Source organism: Cryobacterium mannosilyticum, from assembly GCF_004402705.1.
GTDB classification, from domain to species: domain Bacteria; phylum Actinomycetota; class Actinomycetes; order Actinomycetales; family Microbacteriaceae; genus Cryobacterium; species Cryobacterium mannosilyticum.
Map to the genome: position 1 here is coordinate 41,636 of NZ_SOFM01000038.1, position 15,332 is coordinate 56,967.

Sequence of the window (15,332 nt, forward strand, 5' to 3'; positions counted from 1 at the left end):
CAAACTATCTTGACGTAGAGATAACTCTAGCGTGGCGGCTCCGGACCGGCCGCATTCCGGGCAGCATTTCCCGAACTATTCACGGTCGAAGATCAGGCCGCGGCGCCGCGCGAACCGGTACATCAGCTCGATGGCGGCGGCGCCCAGCAGGCCGACGAGGATGCCGAAGGCCAGCGCCGGGTTCGGCGACACCGAAATGGCGAAGAAGATCCGGCCGAACCCAACGGTGCAGGCGAGCACCATGGCCGCCGCCATGGAGAGCACGAGAGCCAGCCGCGGCCCGGTGAGAGGCCGGGCCAACGCGGCCAGGATCGCCAGGGAGACGACGAACAGGGCGACCGTGGTGACGCTTCGGGCCTCGTTCAGGGGAATCCGGTGATAGAGCGGCAGGAAGGCCGCCAGCACGGTCGCGGCGGCGATCACCCCGGTCGGCACGGCGTAGCGGATGATCCGGCGCAGCACACCGGGCGTGTAGATGCGCCGGTTCGGGGCGAGGGCGAGCACGAACGACGGGATCCCGATCGCGAGGGCGGAGACCAGTGTCAGCTGACGCGGCAGGAATGGGAACGGCAGTGACAGGGCGGCCATCGTCAGGGCGATCAGGATGCCGTAGACCGTCTTGGACAGGAACAGGTTCGCCACCCGCTCCACGTTGGCGATCACCCGGCGGCCGAGGGCGAGCACCTCGGGCAGCCGGTCGAACCGGTTGTCCAGCAGCACCAGCCGGGATGCCGCCTTGGTGGCGGGGGTCGCCGCGCCCATGGCGATGCCGAGGTCGGCGTCCTTGATCGCCATGGCGTCGTTGACCCCGTCACCGGTCATCGCGACGGTGCGCCCCTCGGCCTGGAGGATGGCCACGGCCTTCCGTTTCTGCTCGGGGCTCACCCGGCCGAACAGGCTCGCCGTGCCGAGGGCCGCCGCAAGCGCGGCGTCATCGGCCAGACCCGCCGCGTTCACCGTCTCCCCGGCGAGGCCGAGCCGGCGGGCGAGCGCCGCGACGGTGACGGGGTTGTCCCCTGACATCACGATCACGCGCACTCCCTGGTCCGCGAAGTAGCGGAGCGTCTCGGCGGCGTGCGGGCGCACCGATTCACGGAACACCACGAGGGCGGCCGGGGTGAGGTCGTGGTTGCCCGGGTCGTCGGCGGCATCCGTCGAAAGGTCGCCGGCCAGCCTGACCAGGGCGAGGGTGCGTTCGCCCGCGGCGGCGATGACGTTCGCCGCGGCGAGCCGGTCCGGGTGCCCGGCGAGGAGCCGCTCCGGCGCCCCGAGGAGCCACGCGGAGGTGTCTCCGTCGTGCTCGAGGGCGACGCCGCTGTATTTCCGCGCCGAGCCGAACGGCAGCCGGGATCGCACCGTGGCCCCGTCAGCGGAGAAGTGGCCGCCGAGCACGCGGGCCGTGAGGTTGGCGGCATCGTCGGCCCCGAAGGCGCCGAGGGCCCGGCTCGCCCCGGCTTCGAGTGCCGGATCGAGCCCGGCCTGCCGGTCGAGGACGAGCCGGTCGAAGACCAGCTCGCCGCTGGTGAGCGTGCCGGTCTTGTCGAGGCAGAGCACGTCGACGCGGGCGAGCACCTCGACCGCCGCCAGCTCCTCGATCAGCACCTTGTGCCTGGCCAGCTGGATCGCGGCCACGCCGAAGGCCAGGCTGATCAGCAGTACGAGGCCCTCCGGGATCATGCCGACCACGCTGGCCACCGCGTCGCGGAGGGCGGCGCGCCAGTCGCCGTCGCTGAAATCCGCCAGGGCCGCGATCCCGCCGTAGGTCGAGACCCGGCCCAGCAGGGTGACCACGATGACGGGCCCGAGGATCCAGGACAGCACGACGAGGATGCGGTTGGTCGCCGCCCGCAACTCGGAGTGGACGAGGGAATGCCGTTTGATCTCCGCGGTCAGCTTGTTCGCGTAGGAGGCCGCACCGACGGCGGTGACGACCCCGTAGCCGGACCCTCCCGCCACGTGCGAGCCGGACAGCAACGGGTCGCCCGCCACCTTGACCTGCGGTTCGGACTCCCCCGTGAGCATGGCCTCGTCGACGACGAGGTCGTCCCCGGCCAGCACCCGGGCGTCGGCGGGAACCTGGTCGCCCGGCCGCAGCACGAGGATGTCATCCAGGACGACCCCGGCGAGCGGCACGAGCTGCCGCAGCCCGTCGCGCTTGACCGCGACCTCCGGGGTGGACAGGAGCGCCAGCCTGTCGAGCACGACCTTGGCTCGCACCTCCTGCACGATTCCGATCAACGCGTTCGCGACGACGACCCCGTAGAACAGTCCGTCGCGCAGGTCGCCCAGGAGCAGCACGGCCGCGAAGCACACCGTGAGGATCGCGTTGAAGAGGGTGAAGACGTTCTCCCGCAGGATGTCCGCCACGGTGCGCGAGGTCGGCTGCGGCGCATCGTTGCCGCGACCGTCGGCGAGCCGCTGAGCTGCCTCCCCGCCGGTGAGACCCGGAAGCTCATCGCCGAGGGCCATCGGGTCAGTCCCCGCTCGCCTCGGCAGCCGTCGCACCCGGTCGGCCCGGCGCCGGGTAGACGGAACGCACCATCAACCAGGACACAACCAGGAGCGGGGCATACAACGGGATGCCCATGATGAGCTTGGCCGCGCCGAGCCATTCGACGTTGTTCGAGAAGTACAGCGGGAGCTGCACGATCAGGCGGAGGGCGAAGAGCGCGGCCCAGCACAGCGTGAGCACCGTGAGCACCCGACGCTTCGACGGATCGTCCCGCCAGGCGATCCCGTCGTTCATCAGGAAGCCGACGGCGAGGCCGAGGATCGGCCAGCCGACCAGGGCCGACACCAGGAGGACGGTGCCATAGGCGCCGTTAGTCCAGAAGCCGGGCAGGAAGGCATCCGCGGCGTTTCCGGAGAACAAGGCCAGCACGGCGCTGAAACCGGCGCCGAGCAGGCCACCGATGGCCGGGGTCACGGTCTGGCGCACCGCGCGGCGGAGCACCGCGAACACGACGCCGATGATCACAGGGGCGATCAGGGAGAGCAGGAGGGACTGGTCAGGGACGGTGGACCGGGTGAACGTGTAGACGATGAGGAAGACCAGGCCCGGCAGGACCGCCTCGACCAGGCCGCGGATGCCGCCCATCGCCGCGAGCAGGGCGTGGCCGGTGATCGGCTCGCCGTCGGCGGCCGAGGCGAAGCCGGCGCGCCGTGCCGCCGCGGCCATCCCCTGGGCGAAGGTCTCCGAGACCGCGGGGCCGGCAGCGGAGCCCGGCGTCTGGGCAGGGGCGGCCCCGCCCGGGGCATCCGCCGACGTCGACTCGGCCGGGGACTCGTCTGGAGGTAGCGGTGCGTCCGTCATTCGGGCGTTCTCCCTGCGGGGAGGCCGGTCAGCCGTCGGTGGGCTCGGCGGCGCCGGTCGCGGTGGACGGCATCCGGAGCGGGATGAGATCGCGGGGAGGCATCGGCGCCGACCCGCGCACGACGACGATGCTGCGGAAGAGGTCTTCGATCTGGGCGGCCGCCTCCGGGTTGACGGCGCCCTCCCCCGCGATCACGCCGCGGAGGAACCACCGGGGGCCGTCGACGCCGATGAAGCGGGCCAGCCGACTCGATTCGTCAGCGCCTGAGCCGGCCGCGACCGGGATCTCCGCGACGAGTTCGGGGCCGAACGGCCCCTCCCGCAGGGTGGTGGTGCCGCCCTGCTTTCCGATCTGGTCGGCGATTTGGTCGCGGATCTCGTGCCAGAGGCCGCTCGACCGCGGGGCGGCGAACGGCTGCACCTGGAGGGTCGAGCCGGCGTAGTCGAGCCCGATCGCGACGACCCGCTTGCTGCCCTCTTCGATCTCCAGGCGCAGGTGGAGACCCTCTCGGGGAAGGATCTTCACGCCGCCGAGGTCGACATACGGGCGCACGGGGTTCGCCTCGATCTCGTCGAGGGGACCTTCGGTCTCACGGTCTTCCGGTGCCGACTTGGCAAATGATTCCGGGAATTCTTCCGGTTCCACGATGTCACTCACGGGTTGTCTCCTGATTCTGGGGTGCCGGCGGGCCCGGCGGCGCCGGCGCTCTTCCGGCCGAGCCCGGTCGATCCGAATCCGCCTTCCCCGCGCTGGCTGCCTGGCAGCCGTTCGACGGGGATGAAGGAGGCCCGGGCGACGGGCATGATGATGAGCTGCGCGATGCGATCGCCGACGGCGATCGGGAATGCGGCAGAACTGTCGGTGTTGAGCAGCGTGACCTTGATCTCGCCGCGATAGCCGGCGTCCACGGTGCCGGGCGCGTTGACGATGGTGATGCCGTGTTTCACGGCGAGCCCGCTCCGGGGCACCACGAACGCGGCGTAACCGTCGGGCAGCGCGATGGCGACACCGGTTCCGACCAGGGCGCGTTCACCGGGGGCCAGGACGAGCGCCTCCGAGGAATGCAGATCTGCCCCGGCATCGCCTGGATGCGCGTAATTCGGGAGGACGGACGCGGTAATCAGGACTTCGACGCTTTCTGCCACGTGTCGAGGCTAGTGCAGAAGTCTGATCGAATAGAGCCATGCCTGAATATCGCGAAAAACTCTGGGCGTCACCTGCGCCTTACGTCGCCACAGCACTGGTCATCCCCGCGAGCATCCTCGTCTTCGCGCCGATTTCGATGCCGGCCGGAATCATCATCGCCGCCTGCCTGTATGCAGCCTGTGTCCTGACCCTGGTGCTCACCTCGCCCGTCGTCCAGGTGAAGGACGGGACGTTGACGGCCGGGAAGGCGAGGATCGCGACCGACCTGGTCGGCGCGGCCGCCGCGTTCGAGGGCGCGGAGGCGACGCTGGAGCGGGGGCGCCGGCTCGATGCCCGCGCGTGGCTGCTCATCCGTGGCTGGGTAGGCCCGGTCGTGCGCATTCCGATCGAGGACGCGACCGACCCCGCGCCGTACTGGCTGGTGTCGACCCGCCATCCACAGAAATTGGCCGCCGCGATCAATGGATCGCGACGGCCAGCATCAAGTGACTAAGCGCGCTTAGGCGTCGCACTCCAGGCAGACCGGACCGAGCTTGGTCTCGTGCGACATCTGCGAGCGGTGCTTCACGAGGAAGCACTCAACGCAGGTGAATTCGTCGGCCTGCGGAGGCAGGACGACGACATCGAGGTCGAGGTCGGACAGATCGGCGCCGGGAAGATCGAAACCACCGGGGTTGTCTGAGTCGTCGACATCCACGACTCCGGACATCTTGTCGGGTACGCGCTCCTTGAGGGCCTCAATCGACTCAGAGTCGTCTTCGGTCTTTCGCGGTGCGTCGTAATCGGTTGCCATACCCATCCATTTCTTTATCGCCGATAAACGAAATCGGCGGGCATAGTTTCCAACAATCCCGACGGAATAGCAAACTACGCGCCGTCCGTGTTCACCGGCACAGTCATCAACTTGCGGCACGCCCGGCGTATTCCCCGGAAAAGCGGTGATTGCATGGCAGTCTTGGCGACATCAGTGATCGCGAGAGGGCTTTCGAGATGCAGGAATTGAAAGTTATCGGAGTTGAGAACGGCGCGCTGCTTGCAGCAAGCGAGGATGGTGATCGTTTCCGGATCCCCATCGACGAGGTTCTCCAGTCCCGGCTTCGCCAAACCCAGACGGAGTCGACGTCTGGACCGAAGTTGTCCCCACGCGAGGTGCAGGCGCACATCCGCTCGGGCATGTCCGCCGAGGACGTCGCGGCCGTGACGGGAGCGCCCATCGACTTCGTTCGCCGCTTCGAGGGACCTGTCGTCGCCGAGCGTGAATACATCGTGTCCTGTGCGCTGAGCGTGCCCGTGCACACGGCCATCGACCCTGACCCGCTCGAGGGCGGCGCCAACTTCGGCAGCGTCATCCGGGAACGCCTCGCGTCGCTCGGTGCCACCAATGAGCGTTGGGCCAGTTGGAAAGAGCCGGGCGCCGGCTGGATCGTGAAGCTCGCCTTCACGGCGGACGACATCGACCACGATGCCCGCTGGGGCTTCGAACCGAAGAAGAACTCCCTCTCGCCCGTCGGCAACGAGGCCATCGCGCTTTCCCAGCAGGGCGAACTCAAGGGCGCACTCATCCCCCGCCTTCGCGCCGTCGGCGCGGAGACGAGCCTGGCCGACGTGTCCCGCTTCGACAGCGGAGCGTTCACGTTCAAGGAATCGCTGGCCGACGACCTGCTCGCCGACACCGCGCCGCTGCTGGACCCGATCCCCTACTCGCGCCCGGCCGGCACGACGGATGCCGTCTCCAAGGCCGCGATCAAGCGCGCCGCCGAGCCGCCCCAGAGCCTGAGCGAAACCGCCGACCTCCTCGAGTCCCTCCGTCGCCGGAGAGGCGAGCGGGAAGCCGCCGTGTTCGAGCACGACGAGGCCCCCGTGGTGCCCTCGCAGGGCATGCGACTGCTGGAGGCCCCGGCCCCGGCACCCGTCGTCGAGCCGGCCACCGATCCGTCCAGGAATGCCTGGTCGAACCAGGCCGCCACCGGTCAGCCCCGCAACACCGGCAGCCACGGCAAACGCGGCCGGGCCTCGATGCCCAGCTGGGACGAGATCGTCTTCGGCGCGCGCACGGACGACGACCTCGCCTGAACCCGGCAGCCCCGGGTGCCGGGCCGGGGTCAACCGGGATAGTCCAATTCCCGACGGGACCCTACGGGCACTGGCGGTGAACCGGCCAACGGAGTTATAGTTCTGTATCGAACATACGTTCGATTCGGGATGGTGATGAGGTGGTGCCCCGTGTCCAGGGTGGATGAACCGATCAGGGTCTGGACGAGCGCGGCCGGAGAACCGCAGCGGATGGTCTGGCGCGCGCGCCGGTTCCGGGTGACGGACACCCCGACGGCCCTCGTCGGGACCTGCGACTGGTGGCGACCGTTCTCGCCGCACGACTTCGGCATCGGGCATCCGCCGCTCCGGATCGCGGGCTGGCGCTTCCAGGCCACCGCCGACGACGGCGAAACCCACGTCTTCGACGTCGAGCACGGCGAGACCGACGCGGACTGGCAACTGCTGCGCACGTTCGACTAGTGTCCGGCATACTGATCCGATGGCACTGACCGCCTCCGCTCGGGACGTCGTCCGGCTGCGCCTGGTCCGGCACGGCCTCGGCCCGGTCACCGGCGGCTCGCCGGACGGGCCTGTCGAGGTCGTCGAGCGACTCCTCGCCCTGCAGGCGCAGGATTTCACGGCCGCCCGGTGGGCCGTCGGCGTTCGGGCGCCCGGATCATCCGCCGACGACGTGCGCCGGGCGATCGACGACGCAGAGATCGTGCGGTCCTGGCCGATGCGCGGCACCCTCCATTTCGTGCCGGCGGCAGACCTGGGCTGGATGCTCGGCGTGACGGCCCCGAGGGTGCTGGCCGGGATGAGAACCCGCCGCGGCCAGCTCGACCTGGATGAGGCGACCCTCGAACGGGCGAGAGGCGCTGCCCTTTCCTCCCTCGCCGAGGGTCGACAGCTCTCCCGGGCCGGCTTCCTCGCCGCCCTCGAGGCGGCCGGGATCAGTACGGCGGGCCAGCGCGGCTACCACCTGATCGCCCACCTCGCCCTGACCGGCACGATCTGCTGGGGCCGGCAGGTCGGCTCGCAGCAGCAGCTGGTGCTGCTGGACGGGTGGGTGCGCGCGCCACGGCGGCTGGAGCGCGAGGAGGCCCTGGGCGAGTTCGTGCTGCGCTATTTCTCCGGCCATGGGCCGGCCACCGTGCAGGACTTCGTCTGGTGGTCCCAGCTCACCGTCGCCGACGCCCGGGTCGGCCTCGATGTCGCTCGCGACCGGTTGACCGAGCTGCAGGTGGAGGGCATCGCGCATTACTGGGCCGCTGCGGCCGACACCGGCGAGACCGGGCGCCCACCGAAGCAACGCACACCGGTGCTCGCGCTTCCCGGCTTCGACGAATACCTGCTCGGCTATCGCAACCGCGGATTCGCGGTGGCCGACGCCGACTTCCCGCGCGTCGTGCCCGGCAAGAACGGGATCTTCCTGCCCCTCGTGCTCGTGAACGGCCGGGTGGCCGGCACCTGGCGCCGGAAGTCCGGCCCGTCCGGAAGCCCGGGCTACGAGGCCATGGCGTTCACCGGCCTGACTGAGCGTCAGCGCACCGGGTTTGACCGGGCAGTCCAGGACTACACCCGCTTCTTCCAGCCTCACGGCGCCCCGGCAGCCGCCGGGCAGGGCGAACCTCGGGAACACGTCGAACGGCCCGGACTGCCCGAGGGCCCGCTCGCGCTACCCTGAGCAAGTGAGACTAACGGCCCGCCTGCAATCCACGAGCCGGATCCCGCTCCTCCAGGCCGTGAAGACCTCCGTTGCCGTCGGGCTGGGCTGGCTGCTCTCGCAGTTCCTGCTCCAGACCGACCTGCCCATCTTCGCCGCCATCGCGGCGCTGCTGGTCGTGCAGCCCAACATCAACCAGACCCTGGGCCGGGCGGTCGAACGCAGCCTCGGGGTCATCGGCGGCGTGCTCATCGCCTATGCGGTCGGCATCGCGTTCGGTCAGTCCAGCTGGATCGTGCTGCTCGCCATCGTCTTCTGCATCATGCTGGCCTGGGCGCTGCGCCTCGCCCCCAGTTCGGCAAGCCAGATCCCGATCAGCGCGATGCTCGTGCTCTCGATCGGGGCGACGACCCCCGAATACGCGCGTGACCGCATCCTGGAGACGATCATCGGGGCGGCCGTCGCGCTCGTCGTCAACGCGCTGATAGTGCCGCCCGTGCTGCTCGCGCCGGCGCATGACGCCGTGGTGCGGCTCGCCCTCGAGGTCGCCGACACCCTCGACCGCATTGTCGACGCCCTCCGTTTTCCGCAGCAGGCCGGCCAGATCGAAGAGATGATGATCAAGGCGCGGCTGCTGCGCCCGATGCTGAGCAAGGCCGAGAAGGCGATCAAGCAGGCCGAGGAGAGCCTCACGCTCAATCCCCGGCACGGGATGCACCGGCGCCTGCTCGACATCGACGAGGAGTTCTACAACCGGCTGATCTCCCTGGTCACCCGCACCATCGGCATGACCAGGTCGCTCAGGGACCACTACGACCACTCGCTCCACCTCGAGCCGACAGTGCTGGCGATCACCGTGGAGCTCAGCCGGGCCGCCCATGACCTGCGGCTGCTGGCGTCGGAGGTCGACCATCCCGACCGTGAGAAGGTGTCCCTGCCCGTGGAGCCGCCGGCACTGACGGCTCCGCTGATCATCGCGACACCGCATCCGCAGCACTGGATTCTGATCGGCTCACTGATGGAAGACCTCCGCCGGGTGCGCGAGGAGATCAAGGGCGACTAGGTTCGAGGCTGCGGTGGCGGTGACGGTGGCGACAGGGGCACAACGAAGGGGCCCCGCCGTAGCGGAGCCCCTGTCGGAAGTGCCTGTTACGCCTGGTTCAGCGCAGCCTGGAGTTCAAGGGTGATGGTGACCTTCTCGCCGAGGAGCAGGCCGCCGGTCTCGAGGGCCGCGTTGTACTCGAGGCCGAAGTCTGCACGGGTGACCTCCGTCTTGGCGGTCGCGCCGGCCTTGTAGTTGCCGTAGGGGTCCATGCCGAAGCCGCCGAACTCGAAATCGAAGGTGACCGGCTTGGTGACGCCCTTGATGGTGAGGTCGCCGTCGACGAGGAAGTCGCCCTTGACGCTGCGTACACCGGTGGAGACGAAGTTGATGCTGGGGAAAGTCTCGGCGTCGAAGAAATCGCCGGTACGGAGGTGACCGTCGCGGTTGGCCTCGTTGGTGTTGATCGAGGCGACCTCGGCGGTGGCGCTGACAGTGCTGTCGAGCGGGTTCTCTGCGGTCACGAAGGTCGCGTCGAACTTCTCGAACTTGCCCTTGACCTTGCTGATCATCAGGTGACGGATGCTGAAGCCGACCTCGCTGTGGGTCGGGTCGATGGTCCAGGTCCCGGCCTTGTAGCCGGGGATGTTCGTGATGGTGTCAGTCATGGGTTCTCCTCGAGTCTCAGGCGGTGGATTGTCGCCGTCAATTACATGCAATTGCATAGGATCCCGGTTTATTCCGAATCCGCGGTTATTTCTTTCGGACCGCCTCGCTATCGGAGCAGCCGGCGGCAATCCACGCCGCACGGTTCTCCGTGCGCCGAGCGCACCGCGAGCCCCCGGCGCACCACGAGCAGCCGGTAGGCCGCGTCGTCGATCTGAGCCTCCGTGATCCGCCCGGATTCGACGGCACCGGCGATTCCGTTAATCAGGGCCGGAATGACCATCCCGACCCGCGCAGGGTCGGCAGGCGTGACGTAGAGCAGCATGGTGTTGCCGGCGGCGATCGCCGCGATCGCGTTCTCGGTCGGGTCGGCGTACTCGGCAAGCCCCGTGTCCTGAAGCATCAGCAGGTCGTCGGTGATCGCAATTCCGGTGAATCCGAGCGTGCGGCGCAGGATCGTGTGCCAGGCCGGGGAGAGACTGGCCGGCCGGGCATCAACGGCCGGATAGGCCAGATGCCCGAACATGACCACCTGCGCGCCGGCTGTTATCCCGGCCCTGAACGGCGGTGCCACCTGGCTGAGCCAGTCCCGATAGCCCAGCCCGGTCGACGGGATGCTCCGGTGCGAGTCCCCCGGTGCCGCCCCGTGCCCCGGGAAATGCTTGAGGGTGCTCAGCACCCGGCCACGTTCGCCGGCGACGGCTGCGGCCACGCGCACGGATGCCGCGGAAGGGTCCGTGCCGAGCACGCGGCCGTACAGGAACGAGTTCGGATCGGCGGTGACATCGGCGACGATTCCGAAGTTGACGCTGATCCCGGCCGACTCAAGCAGGGCGCCGCGACTGCGGAAGGCGTCCTCGGTGGCCTGCACCGGCTGGGGACGCAGAGCCTCCGCACCCGGGGCCTCGTCATTCCGCAGCCGGTCCACCTCGCCGCCCTCCTGGTCGATCCCGATCACGAGGGGAAGCGCGGCGTCGGAGCTCAGCGCCGAGGTCAACGCGCCGAGGTCCTCCGGTGCGGGCGGCACGTTGTCGCCCATCAGGATGAGCCCGCCGAGGCCGTTGTCGGCGGCGAAGGAGCCGAGCGCGGCGGCATCCGTTCCCGGCTGGTGAAGCATCAGCAGGCTGGAGATCTTCTCGGTCAGGGTCATGACGGACAGGCGCCGCCGAGCGTCGGCAGCGAGCGGGTCGACCGGGGCGCTGGTGCGGGCCGGCGCGGCCTGCGCGTGGGTCCCGGTGCCCCCGGAGGGCGAGACCGGCGAGCAGCCGGCCAGCGCCATCGACAGGGCGACAGCGGCTGCCACAGCGGCGGCGAGCGCCGCGCTCCCGGATGGGCGGCCATGTCGTCCTCCACCGGTGATCATCGGTCAAGGTTAGCCCCGCGAGCCGGCGCGGGCACCCGGTCCCACGACGCGGCCGAGTCGCACTACACTCGGCATTCACAACGGGAGGCACCCGACGGGAGGAACCAGTGGCACGTCGCGACCTGGGCATGCGGGACATCGCCGGCGAAGGCGCGCTCATCGCCGCCGGCGGACGGTCCATCCTGCTGCAGATCGCGAATCCGGCCATCGGGCACGGCGTCGCGCACCACAGCGATTTCGCTTCGCGGCCCCTCGACCGGCTGCGCGGCACACTGACCTACGTCTACGCCGTGGTCTTCGGCACCCCGGCAGAGGCGGCGAGCGCCAGCCGGCGGGTCAACCGCGCTCACGGCCCGGTCGTCGGCGAGGCCGCTGATGGAGCCCCGGCCTACAGCGCGTTCACCCCGGAATTGCAGCTCTGGGTGGCGGCGACCCTGTACGACTCTGCCATCACGATGCGCGAACTGGTCTTCGGGCCGCTGGAAGACGACGTCGCCGACGCCCTCTACCTGGACTACGCCGTTCTCGGAACGGCGCTCCAGGTGCCGGCCGACCTCTGGCCGGTCGATCGCGCGGCGTTCGCCGGGTATTTCCGGGACCGGGTCGCCGAACTTCGCACCGATGCCACCACTCGGGCCGTGGCGAATGAGCTCCTGCACCCGCAGGCCGGACCGGTCTGGCTGCGGATGCTGATGCCGCTGGGCCGTCTCCTCACCGTGGGGCTGCTCCCGGCGCGCGTGCGGGAGCTGTTCGAGCTCGACTGGTCACCGCGGTCGCAGCGGCGGTTCGACCGGCTGCTGGCCATCACGGCAGTGGTCTACCCGCTCCTGCCGATGCGGCTTCGCCATTGGCCGAAGAACCACTACCTGCGCGCGGTGCGCCAGTCCATGGCTGAGCCGGCGGTAGTCTGAAGCCTCCCGAACTGAGGACCACAATGACGCAGCCGCTGGTATGAGCGAGCACTCCCCATCGCCCGCGCCCGCCGGCCTCGACGCGATCGACCGGCGAATAGTCGCCGAACTGAGCAGGGACGCGCGCCTGTCGATGCGCCAGGTCGCCGCCCTCGTGCACATCTCCCGCACGGCGGCCCACACTCGGGTGCAGAACCTCGTGCGCCACGGGGTCATCACCGGCTTCGGTGCCCAGATCGATCCGCGCGCCCTCGGCCTGCACGTGTCCGCCCTGGTCGTGGTCAAGATCGGCGACGTCTCCTGGACGGATATCGCGTCCCGGCTCAGCAAGCTGCCCTTCGTCGAGAAGGCCCAGGCGGTCAGCGGGGACATCGACATCATCCTCACGGTCAGCGCGCCCGACCACGAGCAGCTCAGCCAGGCCATCCTGCGCGACATCCACAGTATGCCCGGCGTCATCTCCACCCGGTCCCACCTGATTCTGGAGGAGATCGCCGGTCACGCGCCCGCCGAAGCGCCGGACATCTGGCACTGAATCCGAGTTGGTTATCGGACGTTTGGCACGGCGACGGGCCTGTTCGAGCCAATCGTTCACATCCGTCGCCGCGGTGTCGTGGCCTGCCGACGGATGCCCCACGATTGCGTCATGAGCCTCAATGTCGAGAGCCCGGTCGTGTCCACCGCGTCGGCGCCGCAGCCCCTCCGCCTGATCGATGACACCGGGCATGCCGTGACGGACGACGCGGGAGGTTTCACCCTCCCCGACCCGGTCACGCTGCTCGGCCTGTACCGCCAGATGGTGGTGGCACGCCGGTTCGACGTGCAGGTCACCGCCCTCACCCGGCAGGGCCGTCTGGCCACCTACCCGTCGGCCCTCGGCCAGGAGGCCTGCGAGATCGCGGCCGTCGCGTCACTCGATCCGGGCGACTGGCTGTTCCCCACCTACCGGGACAGCATCGCCCTGCTCACCCGAGGCGTGAAGCCCGAACACATCCTCGCCTCGTTCCGCGGCGAGTGGCACAGCGGCTACGACCAGTACGAGCACCGGATCGCGCCGCAGGCCACCCCGCTCGCCACCCAGGCGCTGCACGCCGTCGGCCTGGCCACCGCGTCCAAACTCAAACGGGACAGCACCGTCGCCCTCACCCTGCTCGGTGACGGCGCCACGAGCGAGGGCGACGCGCACGAGGCGTTCAACTTCGCCGCCGTCTGGCAGGCGCCGGTCGTGTTCGTGGTGCAGAACAACCAGTTCGCGATCAGCGTGCCACTCGACAAGCAGATGCGCTGCCGCACCATCGCCGACAAGGCCATCGGCTACGGCATGCCCGGCTTCTACGTCGACGGCAATGACGTCGCCGCGATGTACGCGGTCACCTCCGCGGCCGTCGACCGTGCCCGCACGGGGGGCGGGCCGACCCTGGTCGAGGGGCTGACCTACCGGATGGAGGCGCACACGAACTCAGACGACCCGAGCCGGTACCGCACGGCGGGCGACGTCGACGTCTGGCGGCGTCGCGACCCGATCGAACGACTGGAGACCTATCTGGTGTCGATCGGCGCCCTGAGCGACCGGGAGCGGGCCGGCATCCGTGACGAAGCCGAGGACCTCGCCGCGGCCACCCGGGACTGCATGACGCTGCCCGTGCAGGCGGACCCGCTCGAGCTGTTCGATCACGTCTATGCCACCCCGCGGCCCGCTCTCGCCGAACAGCGCGCCTTCCTGGCCGCCGAGCTGGCCGAACACGCTGCGCTCGCCGGGCACACCGCGCCCCCGCCCGTTTCCACCCCGTCAGGAGCCCCCGCATGACGCTGCAGAGCACGGCCCCGCACGTCGGTGCCCGCCCACCGGCCACCCTCACCATGGCCGCCGCCCTCAACGCGGCCATCCAGGACTCGATGCGGGACGACCCGACCGTGGTGCTGTTCGGGGAGGACGTCGGTCCCCTCGGCGGCGTCTTCCGGGTCACCGACGGGCTATATGCCGAGTTCGGCGAGACCCGGGTGAGCGATTCCCCGCTGGCCGAGTCCGGCATCGTCGGCACCGCGATCGGCATGGCCATCTACGGGTTGCGCCCGGTGGTGGAGATGCAGTTCGACGCGTTCAGCTATCCCGCGTTCGAGCAGATCGTGTCGCATCTGGCCAAGATGCGCAATCGCACCCGGGGCCGGATCTCCCTCCCCATCGTCATCCGCATCCCCTACGCCGGCGACATCGGCGGGGTGGAACACCACTCCGACTCGTCCGAGGCCTACTGGTGCGCCACTCCCGGCCTGACGGTCGTGTCGCCGTCCAACCCGGCGGACGCGTATTCGATGCTGCGCGAGGCCATCGCCAGCGACGACCCGGTGATCTTCATGGAACCCAAGAGCCGGTACTGGATGAAGGAGCAGCTCACCCTGCCCGTGCAGACCGCACCGATGAACACCGCCGTCGTGCTCCGGGAGGGCACCGACGTCACGCTCATCGCCTACGGCCCCACGGTGAAGACCGCCCTGGCCACCGCGGAACTGGCGATGGAGGAGGGACTGTCGATCGAGGTCATCGACCTGCGCAGCCTGTCACCGTTCGACGACGAGACCGTCGGCGCGTCCCTGCGCAAGACGAGCCGGGCCGCGGTCGTGCACGAGGCCGCTCAGTTCGGCGGGTACGGCGCGGAGGTCGCGGCACGGCTCACCGAACGCAATTTCTTCCACCTCGCCGCGCCCATCCTGCGGATCACCGGATTCGACATCCCCTACCCGTCGCCCAAACTCGAGGAGTACTTCCTGCCGACCCCCGACCGGATCCTCGCCGCACTCGGCACCTGGGAGTGGTCATGATGACGAACGACTTCATCCTGCCTGACCTCGGCGAAGGGCTGACCGAGGCGGAGATCGTCTCCTGGCTGGTGAGCGTCGGCGACACCATCGCGATCGACCAGCCCGTGGTCGAGGTCGAATCCGCCAAGTCGATCGTCGAACTGCCGTCACCGTTCGGCGGCGTGGTGAAGGCGCTCTTCGGCGAGGCCGGCCAGGTGATCCACTCCGGCCAGGTGCTGCTGAGCGTGACGGATGCCGGGGCGCCGCCCACGGAGAGCACGCTGTCGGGGTCCGCGCCCGCGGCTACGCCCGGGGCCGCGCCGGCCCCCGCACTCGCGGCGTCGGCGCCCGCGGCGTCGGCGTCCGCGGCGTCGGCGTCCGCGGCGTCGGC

18 protein-coding genes are annotated in these 15,332 nt (G+C 69.7%); 10 read left to right on the forward strand and 8 right to left on the reverse strand.

The features are described from left to right. Positions 1–75: 75 nt before the first annotated feature. From E3O32_RS12365 to dut, 4 genes are read right to left on the reverse strand one after another with little or no spacing between them, the layout of a single operon-like run. Positions 76–2,469 carry an HAD-IC family P-type ATPase gene (locus E3O32_RS12365; protein WP_134509947.1) on the reverse strand — a complete coding sequence of 798 codons (2,394 nt, stop codon included), beginning with the start codon at positions 2,467–2,469 and terminating at the stop codon, positions 76–78. A 4-nt stretch (positions 2,470–2,473) separates the two neighbouring features. Continuing rightward, positions 2,474–3,313 (reverse strand): DUF3159 domain-containing protein, encoded by an 840-nt coding sequence (locus E3O32_RS12370; protein ID WP_134509949.1) that lies wholly within the window; start codon positions 3,311–3,313, stop codon positions 2,474–2,476. 28 nt (positions 3,314–3,341) lie between these two features. Further along, positions 3,342–3,971 carry a DUF3710 domain-containing protein gene (locus E3O32_RS12375; protein WP_241974897.1) on the reverse strand — a complete coding sequence of 210 codons (630 nt, stop codon included), beginning with the start codon at positions 3,969–3,971 and terminating at the stop codon, positions 3,342–3,344. Beyond that, the gene (dut, locus tag E3O32_RS12380; protein ID WP_134509953.1) at positions 3,968–4,459 is read right to left on the reverse strand and encodes a dUTP diphosphatase; all 492 of its coding nucleotides are present in this window, start codon (positions 4,457–4,459) and stop codon (positions 3,968–3,970) included. The genes E3O32_RS12375 and dut overlap by 4 nt, the downstream gene beginning before the upstream one ends. 38 nt (positions 4,460–4,497) lie before the next feature. On the opposite strand from dut, the gene E3O32_RS12385 reads away from it, so the two are divergent. Then, positions 4,498–4,953, forward strand: a complete 456-nt coding sequence (locus tag E3O32_RS12385; RefSeq protein WP_134509955.1) for a DUF3093 domain-containing protein — start codon at positions 4,498–4,500, stop codon at positions 4,951–4,953. A 6-nt stretch (positions 4,954–4,959) separates the two neighbouring features. Here E3O32_RS12385 and E3O32_RS12390 read toward each other — a convergent pair whose 3' ends face one another. Both E3O32_RS12390 and E3O32_RS17300 read right to left on the reverse strand, forming a co-directional pair. Then, on the reverse strand, positions 4,960–5,253 hold the full coding sequence (locus E3O32_RS12390) for a DUF4193 domain-containing protein (RefSeq protein ID WP_066599570.1): 294 nt from the start codon (positions 5,251–5,253) through the stop codon (positions 4,960–4,962). Between the two features lie 74 nt (positions 5,254–5,327). Beyond that, positions 5,328–5,564, reverse strand: coding sequence for a hypothetical protein (locus E3O32_RS17300; protein ID WP_166790841.1), 237 nt, complete (start codon positions 5,562–5,564; stop codon positions 5,328–5,330). Between E3O32_RS17300 and sepH the strand changes: the two genes are divergently transcribed. The 4 genes from sepH to E3O32_RS12410 all read left to right on the forward strand — a co-directional run bounded on the left by sepH (position 5,451) and on the right by E3O32_RS12410 (position 9,223). Continuing rightward, positions 5,451–6,533, forward strand: coding sequence for a septation protein SepH (gene sepH, locus E3O32_RS12395; RefSeq protein WP_134509956.1), 1,083 nt, complete (start codon positions 5,451–5,453; stop codon positions 6,531–6,533). The two genes, E3O32_RS17300 and sepH, sit on opposite strands and share 114 nt — an antisense overlap. Positions 6,534–6,683: 150 nt before the next feature. After that, entirely contained in the window at positions 6,684–6,974 is a 291-nt protein-coding gene (locus E3O32_RS12400) for a hypothetical protein (RefSeq protein WP_134509958.1), read from the forward strand. Between the two features lie 19 nt (positions 6,975–6,993). After that, positions 6,994–8,181 (forward strand): winged helix DNA-binding domain-containing protein, encoded by a 1,188-nt coding sequence (locus E3O32_RS12405; protein WP_134509960.1) that lies wholly within the window; start codon positions 6,994–6,996, stop codon positions 8,179–8,181. Between the two features lie 4 nt (positions 8,182–8,185). After that, complete coding sequence (locus E3O32_RS12410; protein WP_134509962.1) at positions 8,186–9,223, forward strand: FUSC family protein; 1,038 nt, start codon at positions 8,186–8,188, stop codon at positions 9,221–9,223. Between the two features lie 86 nt (positions 9,224–9,309). Here E3O32_RS12410 and E3O32_RS12415 read toward each other — a convergent pair whose 3' ends face one another. Both E3O32_RS12415 and E3O32_RS12420 read right to left on the reverse strand, forming a co-directional pair. Beyond that, positions 9,310–9,870 (reverse strand): YceI family protein, encoded by a 561-nt coding sequence (locus E3O32_RS12415; RefSeq protein ID WP_134509964.1) that lies wholly within the window; start codon positions 9,868–9,870, stop codon positions 9,310–9,312. Between the two features lie 107 nt (positions 9,871–9,977). Beyond that, complete coding sequence (locus E3O32_RS12420; RefSeq protein ID WP_134509966.1) at positions 9,978–11,231, reverse strand: glycoside hydrolase family 3 N-terminal domain-containing protein; 1,254 nt, start codon at positions 11,229–11,231, stop codon at positions 9,978–9,980. Between the two features lie 107 nt (positions 11,232–11,338). On the opposite strand from E3O32_RS12420, the gene E3O32_RS12425 reads away from it, so the two are divergent. The 5 genes from E3O32_RS12425 to E3O32_RS12445 form a co-directional block, all read left to right on the forward strand. Continuing rightward, the gene (locus tag E3O32_RS12425; RefSeq protein WP_241974899.1) at positions 11,339–12,142 is read left to right on the forward strand and encodes an oxygenase MpaB family protein; all 804 of its coding nucleotides are present in this window, start codon (positions 11,339–11,341) and stop codon (positions 12,140–12,142) included. A 40-nt stretch (positions 12,143–12,182) separates the two neighbouring features. Further along, a complete protein-coding gene (locus E3O32_RS12430) occupies positions 12,183–12,677 on the forward strand; it encodes an Lrp/AsnC family transcriptional regulator (RefSeq protein WP_134509968.1) in 495 nt (164 codons plus the stop codon). Positions 12,678–12,788: 111 nt separating this feature from the next. Beyond that, positions 12,789–13,949 carry a pyruvate dehydrogenase (acetyl-transferring) E1 component subunit alpha gene (gene pdhA / locus E3O32_RS12435; protein ID WP_198417566.1) on the forward strand — a complete coding sequence of 387 codons (1,161 nt, stop codon included), beginning with the start codon at positions 12,789–12,791 and terminating at the stop codon, positions 13,947–13,949. Beyond that, positions 13,946–14,962: an alpha-ketoacid dehydrogenase subunit beta gene (locus E3O32_RS12440; protein WP_134509972.1), complete on the forward strand. Its 1,017-nt coding sequence runs from the start codon at positions 13,946–13,948 to the stop codon at positions 14,960–14,962. Before pdhA ends, E3O32_RS12440 begins: the two co-directional genes overlap by 4 nt. Beyond that, the coding region (locus tag E3O32_RS12445; protein ID WP_338145197.1) for a biotin/lipoyl-containing protein at positions 14,959–15,332 on the forward strand (374 nt) is incomplete at its 3' end. The genes E3O32_RS12440 and E3O32_RS12445, both read left to right, overlap by 4 nt.